The sequence below is a fragment of the Microvirga sp. CF3016 genome (genome assembly GCF_036314085.1).
Lineage (GTDB): Bacteria > Pseudomonadota > Alphaproteobacteria > Rhizobiales > Beijerinckiaceae > Microvirga.
In genome coordinates, this window is the sequence record NZ_JAYGGM010000009.1 from 110,324 (window position 1) to 129,619 (window position 19,296).

At 63.8% G+C, this 19,296-nt stretch carries 18 protein-coding genes; 8 read left to right on the plus strand and 10 right to left on the minus strand.

The genetic code is table 11. The annotated features are described in order from the left end of the window. Positions 1-109 precede the first annotated feature (109 nt). From paaG to VB672_RS14795, 4 genes are read left to right on the plus strand one after another with little or no spacing between them, the layout of a single operon-like run. Positions 110-901, plus strand: coding sequence for a 2-(1,2-epoxy-1,2-dihydrophenyl)acetyl-CoA isomerase PaaG (gene paaG / locus VB672_RS14780; RefSeq protein ID WP_329785099.1), 792 nt, complete (start codon positions 110-112; stop codon positions 899-901). Further along, positions 901-1,362: a hydroxyphenylacetyl-CoA thioesterase PaaI gene (gene paaI, locus VB672_RS14785; protein WP_329784961.1), complete on the plus strand. Its 462-nt coding sequence runs from the start codon at positions 901-903 to the stop codon at positions 1,360-1,362. Before paaG ends, paaI begins: the two co-directional genes overlap by 1 nt. Before the next feature lie 19 nt (positions 1,363-1,381). Further along, positions 1,382-2,716, plus strand: a complete 1,335-nt coding sequence (paaK, locus tag VB672_RS14790; RefSeq protein ID WP_329784962.1) for a phenylacetate--CoA ligase PaaK — start codon at positions 1,382-1,384, stop codon at positions 2,714-2,716. Positions 2,717-2,725: 9 nt separating this feature from the next. Beyond that, complete coding sequence (locus VB672_RS14795) at positions 2,726-3,361, plus strand: TetR/AcrR family transcriptional regulator (RefSeq protein ID WP_329784963.1); 636 nt, start codon at positions 2,726-2,728, stop codon at positions 3,359-3,361. A gap of 22 nt (positions 3,362-3,383) precedes the next feature. Here VB672_RS14795 and VB672_RS14800 read toward each other — a convergent pair whose 3' ends face one another. The 7 genes from VB672_RS14800 to VB672_RS14830 all read right to left on the minus strand — a co-directional run bounded on the left by VB672_RS14800 (position 3,384) and on the right by VB672_RS14830 (position 8,999). After that, a complete protein-coding gene (locus VB672_RS14800) occupies positions 3,384-4,187 on the minus strand; it encodes a Phenylacetic acid catabolic protein (protein WP_329784964.1) in 804 nt (267 codons plus the stop codon). 13 nt (positions 4,188-4,200) lie between these two features. Beyond that, the gene (gene paaE, locus VB672_RS14805; protein WP_329784965.1) at positions 4,201-5,277 is read right to left on the minus strand and encodes a 1,2-phenylacetyl-CoA epoxidase subunit PaaE; all 1,077 of its coding nucleotides are present in this window, start codon (positions 5,275-5,277) and stop codon (positions 4,201-4,203) included. 16 nt (positions 5,278-5,293) lie between these two features. Further along, positions 5,294-5,803: a 1,2-phenylacetyl-CoA epoxidase subunit PaaD gene (paaD, locus tag VB672_RS14810; protein ID WP_442932062.1), complete on the minus strand. Its 510-nt coding sequence runs from the start codon at positions 5,801-5,803 to the stop codon at positions 5,294-5,296. An 18-nt stretch (positions 5,804-5,821) separates the two neighbouring features. After that, the gene (paaC, locus tag VB672_RS14815; protein ID WP_329784967.1) at positions 5,822-6,580 is read right to left on the minus strand and encodes a 1,2-phenylacetyl-CoA epoxidase subunit PaaC; all 759 of its coding nucleotides are present in this window, start codon (positions 6,578-6,580) and stop codon (positions 5,822-5,824) included. Next, complete coding sequence (gene paaB / locus VB672_RS14820; RefSeq protein ID WP_181050377.1) at positions 6,580-6,870, minus strand: 1,2-phenylacetyl-CoA epoxidase subunit PaaB; 291 nt, start codon at positions 6,868-6,870, stop codon at positions 6,580-6,582. Before paaB ends, paaC begins: the two co-directional genes overlap by 1 nt. A 14-nt stretch (positions 6,871-6,884) precedes the next feature. Then, the gene (gene paaA / locus VB672_RS14825) at positions 6,885-7,880 is read right to left on the minus strand and encodes a 1,2-phenylacetyl-CoA epoxidase subunit PaaA (protein ID WP_329784968.1); all 996 of its coding nucleotides are present in this window, start codon (positions 7,878-7,880) and stop codon (positions 6,885-6,887) included. Between the two features lie 222 nt (positions 7,881-8,102). After that, positions 8,103-8,999: a PaaX family transcriptional regulator gene (locus VB672_RS14830; RefSeq protein ID WP_329784969.1), complete on the minus strand. Its 897-nt coding sequence runs from the start codon at positions 8,997-8,999 to the stop codon at positions 8,103-8,105. A 213-nt stretch (positions 9,000-9,212) separates the two neighbouring features. Here VB672_RS14830 and paaZ point away from each other — a divergent pair, with 213 nt between their 5' ends. Genes paaZ through VB672_RS14845 form a run of 3 tightly spaced genes read left to right on the plus strand, consistent with a single transcriptional unit; the run spans position 9,213 to position 13,805 of the window. Next, on the plus strand, positions 9,213-11,240 hold the full coding sequence (gene paaZ / locus VB672_RS14835) for a phenylacetic acid degradation bifunctional protein PaaZ (RefSeq protein WP_329784970.1): 2,028 nt from the start codon (positions 9,213-9,215) through the stop codon (positions 11,238-11,240). After that, positions 11,237-13,327, plus strand: a complete 2,091-nt coding sequence (locus VB672_RS14840) for a 3-hydroxyacyl-CoA dehydrogenase NAD-binding domain-containing protein (protein ID WP_329784971.1) — start codon at positions 11,237-11,239, stop codon at positions 13,325-13,327. Before paaZ ends, VB672_RS14840 begins: the two co-directional genes overlap by 4 nt. Before the next feature lie 58 nt (positions 13,328-13,385). After that, the gene (locus tag VB672_RS14845) at positions 13,386-13,805 is read left to right on the plus strand and encodes a PaaI family thioesterase (RefSeq protein WP_329784972.1); all 420 of its coding nucleotides are present in this window, start codon (positions 13,386-13,388) and stop codon (positions 13,803-13,805) included. A 9-nt stretch (positions 13,806-13,814) separates the two neighbouring features. Here the strand turns inward: VB672_RS14845 and VB672_RS14850 are convergent, their stop codons facing one another. Beyond that, positions 13,815-14,270, minus strand: coding sequence for an Lrp/AsnC family transcriptional regulator (locus VB672_RS14850; RefSeq protein ID WP_329784973.1), 456 nt, complete (start codon positions 14,268-14,270; stop codon positions 13,815-13,817). A gap of 163 nt (positions 14,271-14,433) precedes the next feature. Between VB672_RS14850 and VB672_RS14855 the strand changes: the two genes are divergently transcribed. Then, positions 14,434-17,904: an indolepyruvate ferredoxin oxidoreductase family protein gene (locus VB672_RS14855; protein WP_329784974.1), complete on the plus strand. Its 3,471-nt coding sequence runs from the start codon at positions 14,434-14,436 to the stop codon at positions 17,902-17,904. Positions 17,905-18,129: 225 nt separating this feature from the next. On the opposite strand, the gene VB672_RS14860 is transcribed toward VB672_RS14855, so the two are convergent. Further along, positions 18,130-18,543: a response regulator gene (locus VB672_RS14860; protein WP_329784975.1), complete on the minus strand. Its 414-nt coding sequence runs from the start codon at positions 18,541-18,543 to the stop codon at positions 18,130-18,132. 298 nt (positions 18,544-18,841) lie between these two features. Continuing rightward, positions 18,842-19,264, minus strand: a complete 423-nt coding sequence (locus tag VB672_RS14865) for a response regulator (RefSeq protein WP_329784976.1) — start codon at positions 19,262-19,264, stop codon at positions 18,842-18,844. Between the last annotated feature and the right edge of the window lie 32 nt (positions 19,265-19,296).

Here is a 19,296-nt window from a genome sequence, read left to right on the forward strand (position 1 = left end):
CTCATTGACGCTGTTTCTTCCATCAATATAATTGACCGGACGGTTGGTCAATAGTAAACAAGTCGCAAGATCGGCCGCTTGCCGTCAGCGAACATTCGGGAGGGCCATGGTGGAGAACGACCTCGTCATCACGGATCATCGAGAGGGTTATCGGGTCCTCACCCTCAACAGGCCCGATCGTCTGAACTCCTTCAACGAGGCGATGCATGCGGCCCTGATGTCCGCTCTTCTCGATGCGGAAGCCGACGACACCTGTCGGGCTCTCGTGCTCACGGGTGCAGGACGCGGCTTCTGCGCCGGCCAGGATCTGTCGGACCGGGTCTTCAGCCCCGGTCAAGTTCCGGACCTCTCCGCCACCCTGGAGCGCCTCTACAATCCACTCGTACGCAAGCTGCGCGCCCTGCAGATGCCGGTGATCTGTGCAGTGAACGGCGTTGCGGCGGGGGCCGGAGCCAACATCGCCCTCGCCTGCGACATCGTCCTGGCGGCCCGCTCGGCCAAGTTCATCCAGGCCTTCGCGAAGCTCGGCCTCGTGCCCGATTCAGGCGGAACCTGGTTCCTGCCGCGCCTCGTCGGCCCGGTGCGAGCCCGCGCCCTTGCCCTCCTGGCCGAACCTGTCTCGGCCGAGCAGGCGGAGGCCTGGGGCATGATCTGGAAAGTCGTCGACGATGCCAGCCTGATGGACGAGGCGCATCGGCTCGCCGCCCACTTCGCGGTGCAGCCGACCGTCGGGCTCAGCCTGATCAAGCAGGCGCTCGATGCCGCCGAGACGAACGATCTCGACCGGCAGCTCGACCTGGAACGTGACCTTCAGGGGCAGGCCGGCCGCACGCCGGACTACATCGAAGGCGTCACCGCGTTCTTCGAAAAACGGCAGCCGAAGTTCACCGGGAGGGCCTGATGGACGCACAAGCGCCGACCTCAGGACGTTCGCCGCACGAGATCGCAGAAGCCTGTGCCGCGGCCATGTGGGCCGAGGATCAGGCGAGCCAAGGCCTGGGCATGGTGATCGAGCGCGTGTCGCCCGGCGAGGCCGTCCTCTCCATGACGATCCGTCCCGACATGGCGAACGGACACGGCATCTGCCACGGCGGATTCATCTTCACGCTCGCCGACTCGGCCTTCGCGTTCGCCTGCAACACCTACGACCAGCGCACGGTGGCCCAGCACTGCGCGGTGACGTTCCTGCAGCCGGGTCGGCGGGGCGATATGCTCACAGCCCATGCGGTGGAGCGCAATCGCTCGGGCCGCTCGGGCATTTATGACGTCACCGTCCGCGACGGCAAAGGCGAGGTGATTGCCGAATTCCGCGGCCATTCCCGCACCATTGCCGGAACGCTTCTCGGCTCAGACAGCCAATAGGAAAGAATGGGAGGTTTCCTTGCTTCAGATCCCGCTCCGCAAGCTGTCCGAACTCAAGCCCCAGACGACCGATCTCGATCGTCTCGAACTGGCCTCGCGGGATGAGCTCGCCGCCTGGCAGCGCGAGCGCCTTGCCTGGTCCCTGCGCCACGCCTACGAGAACGTGCCGCACTACAAGGCGAAGTTCGAAGCAGCGGGCGTTCATCCGGACGATTTCAAGGACCTGAGCGACCTGGCCAAATTCCCCTTCACCACCAAGGCCGACCTGCGGGAGAATTATCCCTTCGGCATGTTCGCCGTTCCGCAAAACCAGATCGCCCGCGTGCACGGCTCGTCGGGCACCACCGGCAAGCCCACGGTCGTCGGTTATACCAAGCGCGACATCGACACCTGGGCCGACGTGGTCGCGCGCTCGATCAGGGCGAGCGGCGGGCGTTCGGGCATGAAGGTGCATGTGGCCTATGGCTACGGCCTCTTCACCGGCGGATTGGGCGCGCATTACGGCGCCGAGCGCCTCGGCTGCATGGTGATCCCCATGTCGGGCGGCATGACCGAGCGCCAGGTGCAGTTGATCCAGGACTTCCAGCCCGACATCATCATGGTCACGCCCTCCTACATGCTGGCGATCCTCGACGAGTTCAAGAAGCAGGGCCTTGGCCCACGTCAATCCTCGCTGAAGGTGGGCATCTTCGGCGCCGAGCCTTGGACCAACGCGATGCGGGCCGAGATCGAAGAATCCTTCGACATCCATGCCGTCGACATCTACGGCCTCTCCGAAGTCATGGGGCCAGGTGTCGCCTGCGAATGCGTGGAGAGCAAGGACGGGCTGCATATCTGGGAGGACCATTTCTATCCCGAGGTGATCAACCCGGTGACGGGCGAGGTTCTGCCGGATGGCGAGGAAGGCGAGCTCGTCTTCACCTCGCTGACCAAGGAAGCCATGCCCGTCATCCGCTACCGCACGCGAGACCTGACGCGCCTTCTACCCGGCACGGCGCGCACCATGCGCCGGATGGAGAAGGTCACCGGCCGCACCGACGACATGATGATCATCCGCGGCGTCAACGTCTTCCCGACCCAGATCGAGGAGAAGCTCCTCGCCATTCCGACCCTGTCGGGCCATTACCAGATCATCCTGACCCGGGAGGGACGTATGGACGAGATGGAGATCAAGGCGGAGATCCGGCCGGATGCCGATTATCCGGAAACCCGGAAGGCGGCTGCGGAACGCTTGAGTCAAGCGATCAAGGATACCATCGGCATCACGGCCCAGGTCAATGTCCTCGATCCTGAAGGCATCGAGCGCTCGCTCGGCAAGGCGAGACGTGTGATCGACCGCAGACCGAAAGAATAGAAGAGACCCATGGCCCGTACCCGTGCTACCGATTACGACGATAAGCGCCGGGCGATCCTCGATCGCTCGGCCGAACTCTTTGCAGAGCACGGCTACGATCGCGCCTCGATGAGCAAGATCGCAGAGGCCTGCGGCGTCTCCAAGGCCAACCTGTATCACTACTACAAGGACAAGGAAGAACTGCTCTTCGACGTCATCCGCTTCCATCTCGAAGAGTTGCTCGAAGTCGTGGAAGCAGCCGACCGCCCGGACCTCGCGCCGGCCGACCGTCTGAAGGAGCTGGTTGCGGCTCTGCTCGAGGCCTACCGCGATGCCGACGCCCAGCACAACGTGCAGATCAATGGCATGCGCCTGCTCACGTCGGACCGCCAAGGCGAACTCAAGGACATGGAGCGGGATCTTGTCAAGATCTTCTCCGATGCTGTGGCAGGCGTTGCGCCGCAGCTCAAGGGCACCAAGCTGCTCAAGCCCGTCACCATGTCCCTCTTCGGCATGATCAACTGGCATTATCTCTGGTTCAAAAGCACGGGCGAGGTGACTCGCGCGGATTATGCCGAACTCGTCTCACAGCTTATCGTGGACGGAACCCGCAATCTCCATGTGGAACCCGCGGCCTCGTCACGGCGTGCCAGCGCTGCGGAATAGCATTCTGCTTTAGGGTCGACCGTTACTGCAGGGAGACCTGGTCGCCGATTTCGCGCGATGCATACCCTGGGACACCAAGGCCGAAGCGCGAGAGCATGGGATGAACGAGTCTCTGCCATTGCGCCGTCAGCTCCTCCCTGCCCTTCTGGCGCAAGCCGTATTTTCGATGCTGGGCGAAATGATCCGACGTGCTGCTGCCGAAGGTATCGGCCACGCGCGGGTACCAATAATTGACCGAGGCCTGAGCGTCGGTCCTGTCGTGGCCTCTCTCCAGCGCTGCCTGCAATCCCTGCTGCCCGAGTTCTGCGTGACGTTTCTCGACGGGAACGATATCGGCAAGAACGTCGGCAAGCGGTTGATAGGATCCGCGGGTCAGCTCCTCGAGCTGCACCACCGTGGCCTGCCCCATCAGACAGTTCATCACCACGGCGTCGACCCAGCCGTTGATCGGGTAGTGAAACACGTTGAGACGCATGTCGCCGTCCATGCGCCGCGTGCCGAGATTGACGCTGCGGTCGAGACGGGATGCCCAGGGATGCGCACCCACATACTGCGCCGTGTTGGCGCCGAACTGTTCCATCAGGTCCAGCACCTGACGTGCATGGTTGAACTTGTCGAGGACGATGCGCGTCGCGATGATCCGCTCCTTGAGGCTCGGAGCCAGATTGATGCAATCGGCAAAGCCCGAGGCGCCAGCCATCTCGGAGTCGACGAAGATCGCCATCAGGCGCATGAGCTCGCCGCGATAGCGGGGCGTGACATTGTCGGGAGCGCTCAGACGCCCGCCGCCGGCCACGAAGCTGACAAGGCTTTCTTCATCGACCATGGCAGCTTCTCCATCATTTGTCGAAATCGACCAGGATCCTGTCGCTGACCGGATAGCTCTGGCAGGTCAGAATATAGCCCCGGGCGATTTCGTAATCCTCCAGGGCGAAGTTCGCGTCCATGTCCACCTCGCCTTCGACCAGCATCGCCCGGCAGGTGGAGCAGACGCCGCCCTTACAGGCATAGGGCAGCTCCAGTCCCTCGGCTGTCGCGGCGTCAAGCACGGAAGCCGTTCCTTTCTCGAAGGACAGGCTCCTGGCGCGACCGTCAATCACGATGGTGGCCTCGCACAGGTTCCTGCTCTCCTCCGTCGATGCCTCCTCGGGCCTGCGCTGACGGCGGCTCGGAGTCGCGGTAGCGAAAAGCTCGAACTTGATTTGGCGCTTGTCGAAGCCATGCTCTTCGAGGCTCTGGGCGACGCCCAGCATCATGTCCTGCGGCCCGCAGATGAAAGCGGTGTCAATGGACGACGCGTCGATCCAGTGGTCCAGGAGCTGGTCGCACTTCTCCTTCGTCAGGCGCCCGTTGAAAAGATCGATATCCTGCTGCTCACGACTGAGGATGTGAATGAGGCTGAAGCGGTCGAGATGCTCGTTCTTGAGATCCTCCAGCTCCTCGCGGAACATGATCGAGCTCGACGCGCGGTTGCCGTAGAACAGAGTGAACGAGGATTGCGGCTCGGCGACGAGCGTCGTCTTGATGATGCTGAGCAGCGGCGTGATGCCGCTGCCTGCGGCGAACCCCACGAAGTGGCGTTTCCGGGTCTCATCGAGGGGCACGAAGAAATTGCCCATGGGCGGCATGGCCTCGATGATCTGTCCAGGGGCGAGCTGTTCGCTGGCCCAGCTAGAGAAGGCTCCGCCGGCCATTCTCTTGATGCCGACGCGCAGCCGGCCCTCCATCGGAGTTGCACAGATGGAATAGGATCGCCGCACCTCGTCGCCGTCGATGTGGGTGCGCAGGGTCAGGTACTGCCCTGGCGAAAAGCGGAAGGCCTCCTTGTGCTCGTCCGGCACGTCGAGGGTCAGAACGATCGCGTCGCGGGTCTCGCGCCGCACGTCGGCAACGGTGACGGGGTAGAACCTGGTCATGGAGCGTCCGCTCGTTTCAAATGCACTTGAAGTAGTCGAAAGGCTCGAGGCAATCGCGGCACCGGTACTGGGCCTTGCACGGGGTCGATCCGAATTCGCTCACCCGGTCCGTGTTCTCGGACTTGCAGCGTGGGCAGGCGATCGTCAATGGCTTGCGCAGAAAGCGGTCGAACGGAGACGGTCCGCCGGCGTTCTCCGCCGGTGGTGCGATGCCGTAGGCCTCCAGCCGCTGGCGGCCCTCTCGGGTGATCCAATCCGTCGTCCATGGTGGCGAGAGGCGCCGCTCGATCCGCAGGCGATCAATGCCTTTCGCCCGCAGGGCCGCTTCGATCTCGAAGGCGATGACGCTCGTGGCGGGGCAGCCCGAATAGGTGGGCGTGATGGCGACGACGAGTTCGTCATCCTGCCATTGCACGTCGCGCACGATGCCGAGATCCATGACGGAGACGGCCGGCACCTCGGGGTCGGGAACCTCCGCCAGCCAGTGTCTGATCTGATCCGGATCCGGCCGTGTCAGGCTGTCGATCATCGCGTCCCGCGCTCCTCACCACGTGGCATTGGGATAGGCGCGTTGCAGGAACTGGAGATCGGCCAGGATGTAGCCGAGATGCTCGGAATGAATGCCGCGCTTCCCGCCCTTCTGCGCCCAGCCGGGCTGGGGCACGATAAGAGTCGCCTCTTCAAGCGTCGTGCTAACAAGACCTAGCCAGGGTTCGTGCAGCAACGCGAGATCCGGTCCAAGGCCTTCCTGGATCATGGCGTGGTCGATCTCGTCGGATTCGAACAGCTCACCCGTGAACATCCAGAGGTCGTCGATGGCCGCCTGCATCCGGCGATGGCTCTCCTCCATGCCGTCGCCCAGGCGCAGAACCCAGTCGCGACTCCGCTCCAGATGGTAGGTGACCTCTTTCAGGCCCTTCGCGGCGATCTCGGCGATGCGAGCGTCCTTCGATCCGGTCAGCTCGCGCAGCAGCAGGTAATGCCAGGCATCGAAATAGAACTGCCGTGCCATCGTGACGGCGAAGTCGCCGTTCGGCTGCTCGACGAGAAGGACATTGCGGAAATCGCGGGCGTCTCGAAGGTAGGCGAGTTTGTCGGCGTCCCGCCCCCTGCCTTCGATCTCACCCGCGAGGTTCAGCCAGAGCTGCGTCTGCCCGATAAGATCAAGGGCGACATTGGAGAGTGCCAGATCCTCCTCGAGTGCCGGCGAATGACCGCACCATTCCGAGAGACGATGTCCCAGGATCAGGGCATTGTCGCCGAGACGCAGCAGATACTCGACAAGAGCGTCCTGCGCGATCATCACATATGTCCCAGCTCTTCAGGGATTTCATAGAAGGTCGGGTGCCGATAGACCTTGCTGTTGGCAGGATCGAACAGCGGCCCCTTCTCGCCCGGCGAGCTTGCTGCGATATCGGAGGCTTTCACCACCCAGATGCTGACGCCCTCGTTGCGGCGCGTATAGACGTCGCGCGCGTTCATGATCGCCATCTCGGCATCGGGCGCATGCAGGCTGCCCACATGCCGATGAGCGAGACCGTGCTGGCTGCGGATGAACACCTCCCAGAGAGGCCATTCCTTCTTATCAGTCATTGTCTGTCTCCCGTTCACGCCGCCTTGCTTTGCGCCCGTGCGGCCTTCTTGGCTGCATAGGCGTCCGCTGCGTCGCGCACCCACTGCCCTTCTTCGTAAGCCTTCACGCGCGTGCGCAGGCGCTGGCGGTTGCAGGGACCGTTGCCAGCGACGACCTGATAGAACTCGTCCCAGTTGATTTTGCCGAAATCGTAATGCCCGCGCTCCGCGTTCCATTTCAGGTCGGGGTCGGGCACGGTGAGGCCGAGATACTCGGCCTGCGGCACCGTCTGGTCGACGAACTTCTGGCGCAGCTCGTCGTTGGAATTGATCTTGATCTTCCAGCGCATGGACTGGGCGCTGTGAACCGAATCCGCATCGGACGGGCCGAACATCATGAGCGATGGCCACCACCAGCGGTTCAGCGCATCCTGCGCCATCTGCTTCTGCTCGGGCGTGCCGCGGGCGAGCTTCGTCATCGCGTCATAGCCCTGCCGCTGATGGAAGCTCTCCTCCTTGCAGATGCGGATCATAGCGCGGGAATAGGGCCCGTAGGAGCAGCGCTGCAACGGCACCTGGTTCATGATCGCGGCGCCGTCCACGAGCCAGCCGATGGCGCCGATATCAGCCCAGGTGAGTGTCGGATAGTTGAAGATGCTGGAATACTTGGCCTTGCCGCTGTTAAGTTGTTCCATGAGTTCGTCGCGGCTTACCCCCAGCGTTTCGGCCGCGCAGTAGAGATAGAGCCCGTGTCCGGCCTCGTCCTGCACCTTGGCGAGCAGGATGGCCTTGCGCTCCAGGGTCGGAGCGCGGGTGATCCAGTTGCCCTCCGGCTGCATGCCGATGATCTCGGAATGAGCGTGCTGGGAGATCTGTCGGATCAGGGTCTTGCGGTAAGCCTCCGGCATCCACTCCTTTGGCTCGATCTTGATGTCGGCATCGATCCGGTCCTGGAAGGCACGCTCCTCCGGAGACATCTCCTCCTTGGACTGAATGTGCTCGACGCCCGTTTTCACCATCTGTGCGTACACGGCGCTTCTCCCTGACTTCGCTGCCTCGTGAGCCCTCGTCCCACGGCTGTCCTAAAGAGACTGAGCCGTACCGGGCGGGAACAGGAGCCTTGCCTGTCGGAGCCACCCCTCGGCGCCCGTTTGGTTGCCGGCGCGCAGGCGACATGCCTCTCCAGCTTACCGGAGGCTTCTCCAATATGTCACAAAAAATGTATTATTCAAGAAATTTATGTAACACTTCCATCAGCCGAGCTTCAATTCGGCGACCGGCTCTGCGGCCCCGAAGCGCCGCCTGAAATTCCGGTCGACGGGGGGCAGCGGTCCGGCGTCGCTCTGGGCATGGGTATTAATCCACTGCTCTGCCGCCGGGAGGAGTGTCCTGTAGATCTTGCCACAGAGCGCGCGGGCCGCCGTTCCAGCCCAGGACCCAGGAAGAAGCTGGGCCGGCAACAGAGGGTCCTTCAGGACGGCCCTGCGGAAATCGTGGATCAGCAGGATGCGGACGAGCAGCGCCTCCAGATTCGTGAACCCGGCGCCCCGCTCCAGAGCCCCGAGAGTGCCCGAATAGGCATCGATGAAACGCGTGTAGCGGCTTTCGATTTCCGCGAGCGGCCATGCGCGCTCAACCAACCGCCGGGCGGTCGGCAGATCGGCTGGGGTCGCGGCGAGCCTCAGGAACAGTCCTGTCTGGTCGGCCGAGGCCGTAGCAGCCATGAGGAGATCGGGCCCAAGGGCACCGTAGCCTGCTGCCGAGAGTTCGCTTTTGAGCGCGCTCCGGTCCTGGGCGTTCTCAAGGAGGAGGAGATCGAAGGATCCCCGCCAATCCTGGGGCGGATCGGCATAGATGCGCTGCGTCGCCTGGGCGAAGGCCTCCTGCCCCTGCGGCGTCAAACGATAATAGCTGTTGCGCCCGACCTTCGAGCGTTCGAACCAGCCCTCGGCAACGAGGCGGGACAGTGCCGTCCGGACGAGCGTGTCGCTAATGCGGAACGCCCGCATGATCTCATGCAGCGAGGCCAAGGACAGCACCCCACCCCGAGGCACCACCGCATCTCCGAAGACCGTCACTATCAGCGAGCCTGCCCGGATGGGTATCTGACCGTGAAACCTGTCCAGCAAGCTCTCTACAAACGCGGCCATCTAAGCCCACCCCGAATATATTATAACTACAGCGACGCTTGCCGCCCTATTCCTTCCTTCTTCAACTACTCACGGTTGGCCAAGCCTGTCGAGGCATAGCGCCTCTACAGGGAAGTCCGAAATCTCCTTGACTAACCGACCGGTCGGTCAATAATGCCCGAAAGGTGCGGCAATGCCAACGCGGCCGCCAATTCATCATTCCAAGGTGCCCCAATGAGACTCGAGAGCTTCGTTCGTGGAAGTTGGATGTCGCCCGGTCAGGAACTGGCCGAAATCCGCAGTGCCGTCACCGGCGACGTGGTCGCTCAGGTCGCCAACGGCGGTCTCGATATGGGTGAGGTGTTGGCCTATGCCAGGCAGGTCGGCGGCCCCAACCTGCGGAAGCTCACCTTCCACCAACGCGCAGAACTTCTGAAACGTCTTGCCATTCATCTGTCAGAGCGCAAGGAGCAGCTCTACACGCTCTCCTACCAGACCGGCACCACGCGATCCGACAACTTCATCGATGTGGACGGCGGCATCGGCACCCTCTTCGTCTATGCCTCGAAGGGCCGCCGCGAACTGCCCAACACGACCTTTCTTCTGGATGGAAATGTCGAAGCCCTGTCAAAGGGCGGCAACTTCGTCGGCCAGCATGTGATGGCGCCCCTCAACGGCGTCGCCGTGCACATCAACGCCTTCAATTTCCCCTGCTGGGGCATGCTCGAAAAGCTGGCGCCCGCCATCCTGGCCGGCGTTCCAGTGGTCACGAAGCCCGCAACCATCACGTCCTATGTGGCGCATGCTCTGGTGCGCATGATCGCCGAATCGCGCATCCTTCCCGAAGGTGCGCTGCAATGCATCGTCGGCTCTACGGGCGATCTTTTCGATCACCTGACCTGTCAGGATGTCGTGTCCTTCACCGGCTCAGCCGACACGGCCCAGAAGCTGCAGCGGCATCCCGTCATTGCGCGCGAATCCGTCCGCTTCATCGCCGAGCGCGACTCGCTCAACGCGGCCATCCTGGCTCCAGACGCTGATCCGGGCACACCGGAATTCGACCTGTTCATCAAGGAGGTCGCGAAGGAGATGACAGTGAAGGCCGGGCAGAAATGCACCGCCATCCGGCGCGCCATCGCACCCAATGCGCATGTGCCTGCCGTGATCGAGGCTCTGGGCGAACGGCTTTCCAAGATCAAGGTCGGCAACCCGGAGCTCGAGAGCGTCCGCATGGGACCAGTCGTCGGCTTGGGTCAGCGTCGGGATGTTCTCGCCCAGGTGGCGAAGCTGCGGGCAGAGGCAAACATCGTCATTGGGGATCCGGACAACTTCACGGTGGAAGGCGCAGACCGCGAGCGCGGCGCCTTCATCCCGCCTCTCGTGCTGCATTGCCCGGACCCGATCCGGGCCACCAACGTGCACAGCGTCGAGGCCTTTGGTCCCGTCTGCACAGTGATGGGCTATGACGGGCTCGATCAGGCCGTGGCTCTGGCCAACCGCGGCGACGGAAGCCTCGTGGCGTCCCTCTACACCTACGATCCCGCCACCGCGGCCGATCTCGTGTTCGGTGTAGGCGCCTTCCATGGCCGCCTTGTGCTCATCGACCGCGACTGCGCCAAGGAGCAGACCGGGCACGGCTCGCCGATGCCGCACATGGTCCATGGCGGACCGGGACGCGCCGGCGGCGGTGAGGAACTCGGCGGCATGCGCGGCGTACACCACTACATGCAGCGCACAGCCCTGCAGGGCTCGCCTGCCATGCTCTCGCGCGTCACGCAGAGCTGGATCAAGGGCGCTCCCACGATCCAGGAGGGCCGCCATCCCTTCCGGTACCATTTCGAGGATCTCGCGATTGGGCAGACCTTCATCTCGAAGGAGCGCACGATCACGCTCGATGACATAGAGCACTTCGCGGAATTCACCGGCGACACCTTCTATGCGCATATGAGCGAGGAAGCCACGAAGAACCATCCGTTCTTCCCCGGCCGCGTCGCCCACGGCTATCTTCTGCTATCCTTCGCGGCAGGTCTCTTCGTCAACCCGGACCTCGGACCGGTGCTCGCCAATTACGGCCTCGATTCCCTTCGTTTCATCAGGCCGGTACAGCCGGGCGATACCATCAAGGTGCGTTTGACGACGAAGTCGAAATCGCCACGCAACGAGCAGTATGGCGAGGTCCGCTGGGATGTGGAGATCACGACCGATACCGGTGAAACGGTCGCGACCTATGATCTGCTCACGATGAACGCGGTGCGCTCATGACAGAGCCCACGTCGTTCGAGAGCGCCGGACCGGTCAGGCTGCTCCAGAATACCCCCGCGGCTTTGATCGAGATCGACAATCCTCCGATCAATGCCACATCCCAGGCCGTGAGAGCCGGACTGCTCGCAGCGATCCGGGAAGTCGAGCGCAATCCGCAGATCGAAGCCGTCGTGATCGCCTGCGCCGGCCGCACCTTCGTGGCAGGAGCGGACATCCGCGAGTTCGGCCAACCACCCCGCGAGCCGCACCTGCCCGATGTGATCAACGCCATTGAAGCCTGTTCCAAGCCAGTCGTAGCCGCCATCCATGGCACGGCACTCGGTGGGGGCTGCGAGATTGCGCTGGCCTGCCATGCCCGCATGGCGGAGCCCGGAGCGAGCTTCGGCCTGCCGGAGGTCAAGCTCGGGCTCGTTCCGGGGGCTGGCGGAACGCAGCGCCTGCCTCGGCTTGTCGGGCTGGACGCGGCCCTCGATCTCGTGACGAGCGGGCAAACCGTCAAGGCCGCGGAAGCTCTGCGTCTGGGCCTCGTCGACCGCCTTTCCTCTGGCGACCTGCGCCAGGATGCAATGGACCTTGCGCAGGAACTGATCGGCAAGCCGCTCCACCGCACCGGCGAACGGCCTGTGACGGCTATGGATGCCGAAGCAGCTTCGGCAAGAATCGCGGAAATCCGCAGAAAAGCCAGAGGCGCGGAGGCGCCTGGCAAGGCTGCGGAACTGGTTCTACTGTCCGCAACCCTATCTCTTCAAGACGGCATGGCACGCGAGCGCAAGACGTTCCTGGAACTGCGATCATCCGATCAATCGGCCGCTCTGCGCCATGCCTTCTTTGCTGAGCGGGAGGTGACGCGTCTTCCAGGTCTCGAATCCGTTGAGCCTCGTCCGGTCCAGAAGGTCGGGATCGTCGGGGCTGGGACGATGGGGTCGGGCATCGCCATCGCCTTTGCGGATGCGGGTTTCGACGTGAAGGTCGTCGAGACGAGCGAACAGGCGCTGGCCGCCGGGCAAGCGCGGATTGCGGACGTCTACGACAAGCAGGCTGCGAGCGGCCGGATCACGGCTGCCCTGAGAGACGAACGCTTGCAGGCCATCGGGTATGCGGTTGGTACGAGTTCCCTGTCGGATCGGGATCTCGTCATCGAGGCGGTGTTCGAGGATCTGGAGGTCAAGCGGGCGCTTTTCCGGGATCTCGATGTGATCCTCCCACTTGGAACGATCCTGGCAACAAATACCAGTTACCTTGATATATCGCTGATCGCCAATGCCACGTCCCGGCCGGCCGACGTGGTGGGGCTGCATTTCTTCAGCCCGGCCAATGTGATGAAGCTCCTCGAGATCGTCCGGACCGACAGGACGGCCGACGACGTCGTGGCCACGGGCCTCGCTCTCGCCAAGCGCCTGCGTAAGATCCCGGTGGTCTGCCGGGTCTGCGACGGCTTCGTGGGGAACCGCATCCTGTCGCGCTACCGCCAGCAGGCGGAGTATCTCCTCGAAGAAGGGGCCCTTCCGCACGAGATCGACGCCGCCCTCGAAGCCTTCGGCTTCCCGATGGGCCCCTTCGCGGTGTCCGACCTCGCCGGGCTCGACATCGCTTGGGCGCGCCGCAAGCGTCTCGCCCCCACCCGCGATCCGCGCGAGCGCTATGTGGACATCGCCGATCGCCTCTGCGAGGCCGGCCGCTTCGGACGCAAGACGGGTGCGGGCTGGTATCGCTACGAGGGCGGCAAGCGCGAGGTCGATCCCTCCGTCACCGCGCTCGTCGAGGGAGCCTCGCAGCGGCGCGGGCTGACGCGGCGCCCGATCGCGGCGGACGAGATCCAGTCGCGCATCCGGGCGGCCATCGTCAACGAAGCCTGCAAGATTTTGGACGAGCGCATCGTCGAGCGGCCGCTCGATGTGGACGTGGTGATGATGCACGGCTACGGCTACCCGGCCTGGCGTGGCGGTCCCCTGTTCGAGGCGGATCGCGTGGGACTTCAGCCGATCCTTGATCAGGTCCAGGAGCGAGCGGCACAGGACGGCCCTGGCTGGGAGCCGGCGGACGGCCTTGTCAGGCGCGCTGCTTCAGGGGCAAAGTTCTATCCCTAACCGACCGAGACCGGAACACCGGTCCGGGATCGCATAACAATCAGCCGGGGATGCACTCATGTTCGACCAGGCGGCCGCCGAGGCGATGCTCAAAAACGTCTTTGCGCCCTGGGTGCAGGCGCTCGGTCTCTCCATCGAGAGCCTCGACAAGGACGGCGCTGTCCTGCGCATGCGGTTCTCCGAAACGCTCTGCCGCGACAACGGCGTGATCTGCGGGCAGGCTCTCATGAGCCTGGCCGACACCGCGATGGTGTTCGCCGTCTCCTCGGCCGGAGGCGCGTACCGGCCGATGACGACGGTCGATCAGACCATGCATTTCCTGAGGCCGGCGGCGAATGCCGACGTGGTGGCAGACGCGAAGGTCGTGCGTCTCGGGCGCACCATGGCTTTCGGCAGCGTGACGCTCACAGCCGACGGCGATCCGCGGCCCGTGGCGATGGCGCAGCTCGCCTATGCCCTTCTGCCCGAGAGCAAATAGACGACCCGTTCAGAACGGCAGCGCCACGCTGGTCTTGATCTCCTTCAGGACCACGTTGGTGCGCACATAGCGGATGCCGGGCAGCCGGAACATGAACTCGTCGAGAAACTGATTGTAGGCGTGCATGTCGCGCACGACGACGCGCAGGTGATAATCGGCATCGCCCGTGGTTGCGAAGCACTCCATGACCTCGGCGCGCGCTGTTACACGTGAAACAAATTCGTCGACGAACTTGGAGTCGTGCCGTTCGAGCGACACGTGCAGGATGGCCGAGGTCGCGAAACCCGCCTTTTCCCGGTCCACCAAGGCCGCATAGCCCACGATCACGCCGGTCTCCTCGAGCGCCCGCACCCGTCGCCAGCAGGCCGAGGTGGACATCCCTACGTCCTCCGCCAGCTGCTGGTTCGTGGTGCGCCCCTCCTTCTGGAGCTGCGCCAGAATATGCTCGTCCTGCTTCTCGATCATGGCACGCCCCGGGGCCGGTATATTTTTCCAAATGTAGAGGTAATTCTCGCATTTTCTACCACAGACAACCTCTTAGCAGGAATGAATAGGAAACACCTACCAGCTCTTCAGGATTATTCTAGAGAAGCCGGCTAACGGCGCCTCTCGTTCCGGGATCATCACCATGGACCATGTTTCGTCCCTCGATTCCTATCGGCTTTCCGACCGGTACAGCCGCGAGAAAGGCCGGGTCTTCCTGACCGGCACGCAGGCCATCGTCCGCATCGTGCTCGACCAGGCCAAACGGGACAGGGCGGCGGGGCTCGACACCGCCGGCTTCGTCTCCGGCTATCGCGGATCGCCGCTCGGCGGCGTCGATCTCGAACTCTGGCGCGTGAAGGATCAGCTGAAAGAACACCGGATCGAGTTCCTGCCCGCCGTCAACGAGGATTTGGCCGCAACCGCCGTTCTCGGCTCTCAGCAGGTCGAGACCAATCCCGACCGGCAGGTCCAGGGCGTCTTCGGCCTCTGGTACGGCAAGGGCCCCGGCGTCGACCGCTCCGGGGATGCGCTCAAGCATGGCAACGCCTATGGCTCGTCGCCGCATGGCGGTGTGCTGGTGATCGCCGGCGACGACCATGGCTGCGTGTCCTCGTCCATGCCGCATCAATCCGACGTCGCCTTCATGAGCTGGTTCATGCCGACGCTCCATCCGGCGAGCGTCAGCGAATATCTCGAATTCGGCGAATACGGCTACGCGCTGAGCCGCTTCTCCGGCATGTGGGTCGGCTTCAAGGCCGTGTCGGAAATCGTCGAATCCGGCGTGTCCGTGGAGCTGCGCCCGCCGCGGCAGTTCCGGGTGCCAGACTTCACGCCGCCGCCCGGAGGCCTGCACTATCGCTGGCCTGATCTGCCGGGGCCGCAGATCGAAGAGCGCATGGAGGCGAAGAAGCACGCGGTCTATGCCTTCGCCAAGGCCAATCCCATCGACCGCCGGATCTACGACATTTCAAATGCCTCCTATGGCATCGTCACCGCCGGCAAGGCGCATCTCGACCTCATGGAAGCCCTACGGCTGATTGGGCTCGACGAGGCTGCCTGCCGCTCGCACGGCATCGACATCTACAAGGTCGGCATGGTGTGGCCGCTGCCGCTCCACGACGCCATGGAATTCGTGAAGGGCAAGCGCGAGATCCTCGTGGTCGAGGAGAAACGCGGCATCATCGAAAGTCAGTTCAAGGAATACTTTTACGACTATCCCGGCTCCAAGCCCGAGCGCATGGTGGGCAAGCACGACGAGACCGGCGAGCGGCTCATCCCCTGGACGGGCGAACTGTCCCCGCGCTTCCTCGCCGGCGTTCTCGCAAAGCGTCTCGATCCGATCTTTCCCGATCTCGACCTCACGCACCGCGCCGCAGCGCTGATGCCTGAACCGGAACGTATCATCGCCGTGCCGGGCGCAACGCGTACGCCGTACTTCTGCTCCGGCTGTCCGCACAACACCTCGACCAAGGTGCCGGAAGGATCGAAGGCGCTCGCCGGCATCGGCTGCCATTTCATGGCGAGCTGGATGGACCGGGAGACCTCGTCGCTGATCCAGATGGGCGGCGAGGGGGTGAACTGGGCGGCCTCGTCCAAGTTCACCGGCCAGGGCCACATCTTCCAGAATCTCGGTGAAGGCACCTATTACCATTCGGGCTCCATGGCGATCCGTCAGGCCATCGCGGCCGGCGCCAACATCACCTACAAGATCCTGTTCAACGACGCGGTCGCCATGACGGGCGGCCAACCGGTCGACGGGCCGGTGAGCGTCTATGCCATCGCTCACAGTGTGCGAGCCGAGGGCGTTGAGCGCATTGCGCTCGTGTCGGACCGCCCTGAAAAATTCATGCCGGCGGATCTGCCCAAGGACGTGACGATCCATCCGCGCGAGGATCTCGACATGGTGCAGAAGGAACTGCGCGACATCCCCGGCGTCACGGTGCTGATCTACGAGCAGACCTGCGCGACGGAAAAGCGCCGCCGCCGCAAGCGCGGGCAGATGGAGGACCCGAAGCGGTTCGCGTACATCAACGATCTCGTCTGCGAAGGCTGCGGCGACTGTTCGGTGGCATCCAACTGCCTGAGCGTCGAGCCGAAGGAGACGCCGTTCGGGCGCAAGCGCAAGATCAATCTCTCCACCTGCAACAAGGACTTTTCGTGCCTGGAGGGCTTCTGCCCCAGCTTCGTCACCGTGGAGGGCGCCACGCGCCGGGCCAGGAGCACGACGGGTTTCGACGCTGCCGCAAGGGCCGCGACTTTGCCGCTCCCTGCCCTTCCCGAACTTGCAAAACCCTTCGACCTTCTCGTGACCGGCGTCGGCGGCACCGGCGTCGTCACCGTCGGGGCGCTCATCAGCATGGCGGCCCATCTCGAGGGGCTGGGCGTATCGGTGCTGGACTTCACGGGCTTCGCGCAAAAGTTCGGCCCCGTGCTGAGCTTTGTCCGCCTTGCGGCAAATCCCGATGCGCTGCATCAGGTGCGCATCGACCAGGGCGCCGCCGACGCGCTGATCGGCTGCGATCTCGTGGTCAGCTCCTCGCCCAAGGCATCGGGCACCTATCGGCATGGCACGCGCGCCGTGGTCAACACGGCCGAGATGCCGACCGGCGACGTGGTGCGCTTCCGCGATGCGGATCTTGCGAGCCGCACGCGGCTTCGCGCCATCGAGCGGGTGATCGGCCCCGGCAACCTCGCAACGTTCGACGCCAATGCGCTGGCCGAGACGCTGCTCGGCGACACCGTCTATGCCAACGTGATGATGCTCGGCTTCGCATGGCAGCAGGGCCTCGTGCCGGTCTCGTTCGAGGCGCTCTCCCGCGCCATCGAGCTCAACGGCGTGACCGTCGATCGCAACAGGCAGGCCTTCGCCTGGGGCCGACTGCTCAGCGCGGATCCCGACGTCGTGCACCAGGTCGCCGGCGACAAGCCGGACGAGGTCGAGACGCTCGACCAGGTGATCGCGCGCCGCATCGCATTTCTGACCTCGTATCAGAACGCCGCCTATGCGGCCCGTTTCGAGGCCATGGTGGCGCGGGTGCGCAAGGCTGAAGGCGCGCTCGGCTCCGAGACGCTGACCGACGCCGTCGCCCGCTCGCTCTTCAAGCTCATGGCCTACAAGGACGAATACGAGGTCGCGCGCCTGCACATGGAGACGGACTTCCTCGACGAGCTCAAGCAGCAATTCGAGGGCGACTTCACGGTGCATTATCATCTGGCGCCGCCACTTCTGCCGTCGCAACGCGATGCCCGCGGCCGCCCCAGGAAGCGCAGCTTCGGCTCCTGGATCCAGACGCCCATGTCCGTTCTCGCCCGGCTGAAGGTGCTGCGCGGCACACCGCTCGACATCTTCGGCTACACGGCCGAGCGGCGCACGGAACGCACCCTGATCGGATGGTACGAGGCGCAGATCGACAGGATTCTCGCCAGCCTCGACCGGCAACGCTTCGACGAGCTGCTGGCGATCGCAAAGGCCCCGATGGACATCCGCGGCTACGGTCCCGTCAAGGAGGCGGCCATTCATCAGGTGCAGTCGCAGGTCGAGGATCTGTGGAAGCGACTGGCAGCGGAGCCTGTGGTGATCGACAGCCGCGCGCCGCAGGCCGTTCGGGCTTGAAGCTCGCTTCAGCCCTTACGGACCCGGCACCGTGTCACTGCCATGTCATCACCGGCCTTGTGCCGGTGATCTCGATGCGTCGAGCGCAGCGTTTCATACCATCAGGATGGCCGGCACAAGGCCGGCCATGACGTGGTGGGTGTCATCCCCGGCGCACGAAATGCGGGAAGGGGTCCATGCTCCTGTTACCTTCAGGAGCGCCACAGAAGACGTGGCGCGTCCCTCTCAAGATTCCTGGCTCACGGTGCTTTTCGGCGTGGACGGCATGACCTTCGTGAGGGCTGCCACCAGGTCGTCCGGCATGATCGGCTTGTGGAGGAACGTGGCGTTGGGCGGCAGGTCGCCGGGACCCGGGCCTGTCTTGCCGGAGATCACGAGCACGCCGACCTCGGGCCAGCCCTGCCGCACCAGGCGCGCGAACTCGAAACCGTCGATAGAGCCCGGCATGTCCACGTCCGTGAGGATGGCCGAGATGTCGGGCCGGGTCTTCAGCAGCTCGAACGCCTCGTCGGCATCCTGCGCCTCGACCACCCAGAACTCGGCTTCGCGCAGGATATCGACCTGGGTCAGACGAACGAGCGGCTCGTCTTCGACCAGGAGCACGACGGGGTGTTTCACGACTCTGCGATGCGGCTTCATGCTCCATGAAACGGATCTGCTCCGATCCAGTTCCCTCCGCTCGCACAGGCGTGAGAGCGGCTGGGTTGTACGGATCTCCGCTCCCATGCCGAGAGCCCGGCCGGAATTTGGTCCTAAGGCCCGCTCACCGTGTCCGGTCGAACTCTGACGTTATGGCCGGCCCTCCGATGGCGTGAAGCACTGCGCCTTTTCAATCGGGATCGCCGGCACAAGGCCGGTGATGACGTGGAGGGTGAGGATCCGGGCAGTCTCTCGGATGAGGTTGAGTTTCGGGATGGACTAGGTCTAGATATAGCCTTTAGAAACGCTTGGCCTTTGCCGTGAGCTGCTTGATCCGGTCGACCACGTCCTGGGACGGATAAGGCTTCTCCAGCAAGGGGCCTGCCTCGCAGAGGGTAGCCGCGATATCGGCCGACCGCTCCGCCCCGGATGTGAGAATCACCTGCGTGCCCGGCTTGTTGGCGCGGACCCAGCGCGCCAGCCCGAAGCCGTCCATGCTCCCAGGCATCTCGACATCACTGAACACCACATCGACGGACACCTCGGGGGACTCAAGGATCGCCACGGCCTCTTCCGCATTCACGGCTTCATGGACCCGGTAGCCGCATTCGCGCAGGTAATCCGCGATGACGAGTCGAATCAGGACCTCGTCCTCGACAACCAGAACCGTCTGGAGAGAAGAACCGGCCTCGGCCGTGATATGTGTCGATGGCGTGCTCACACCCAGCTAACCGCCGAGCTTTCGCCTTGGTT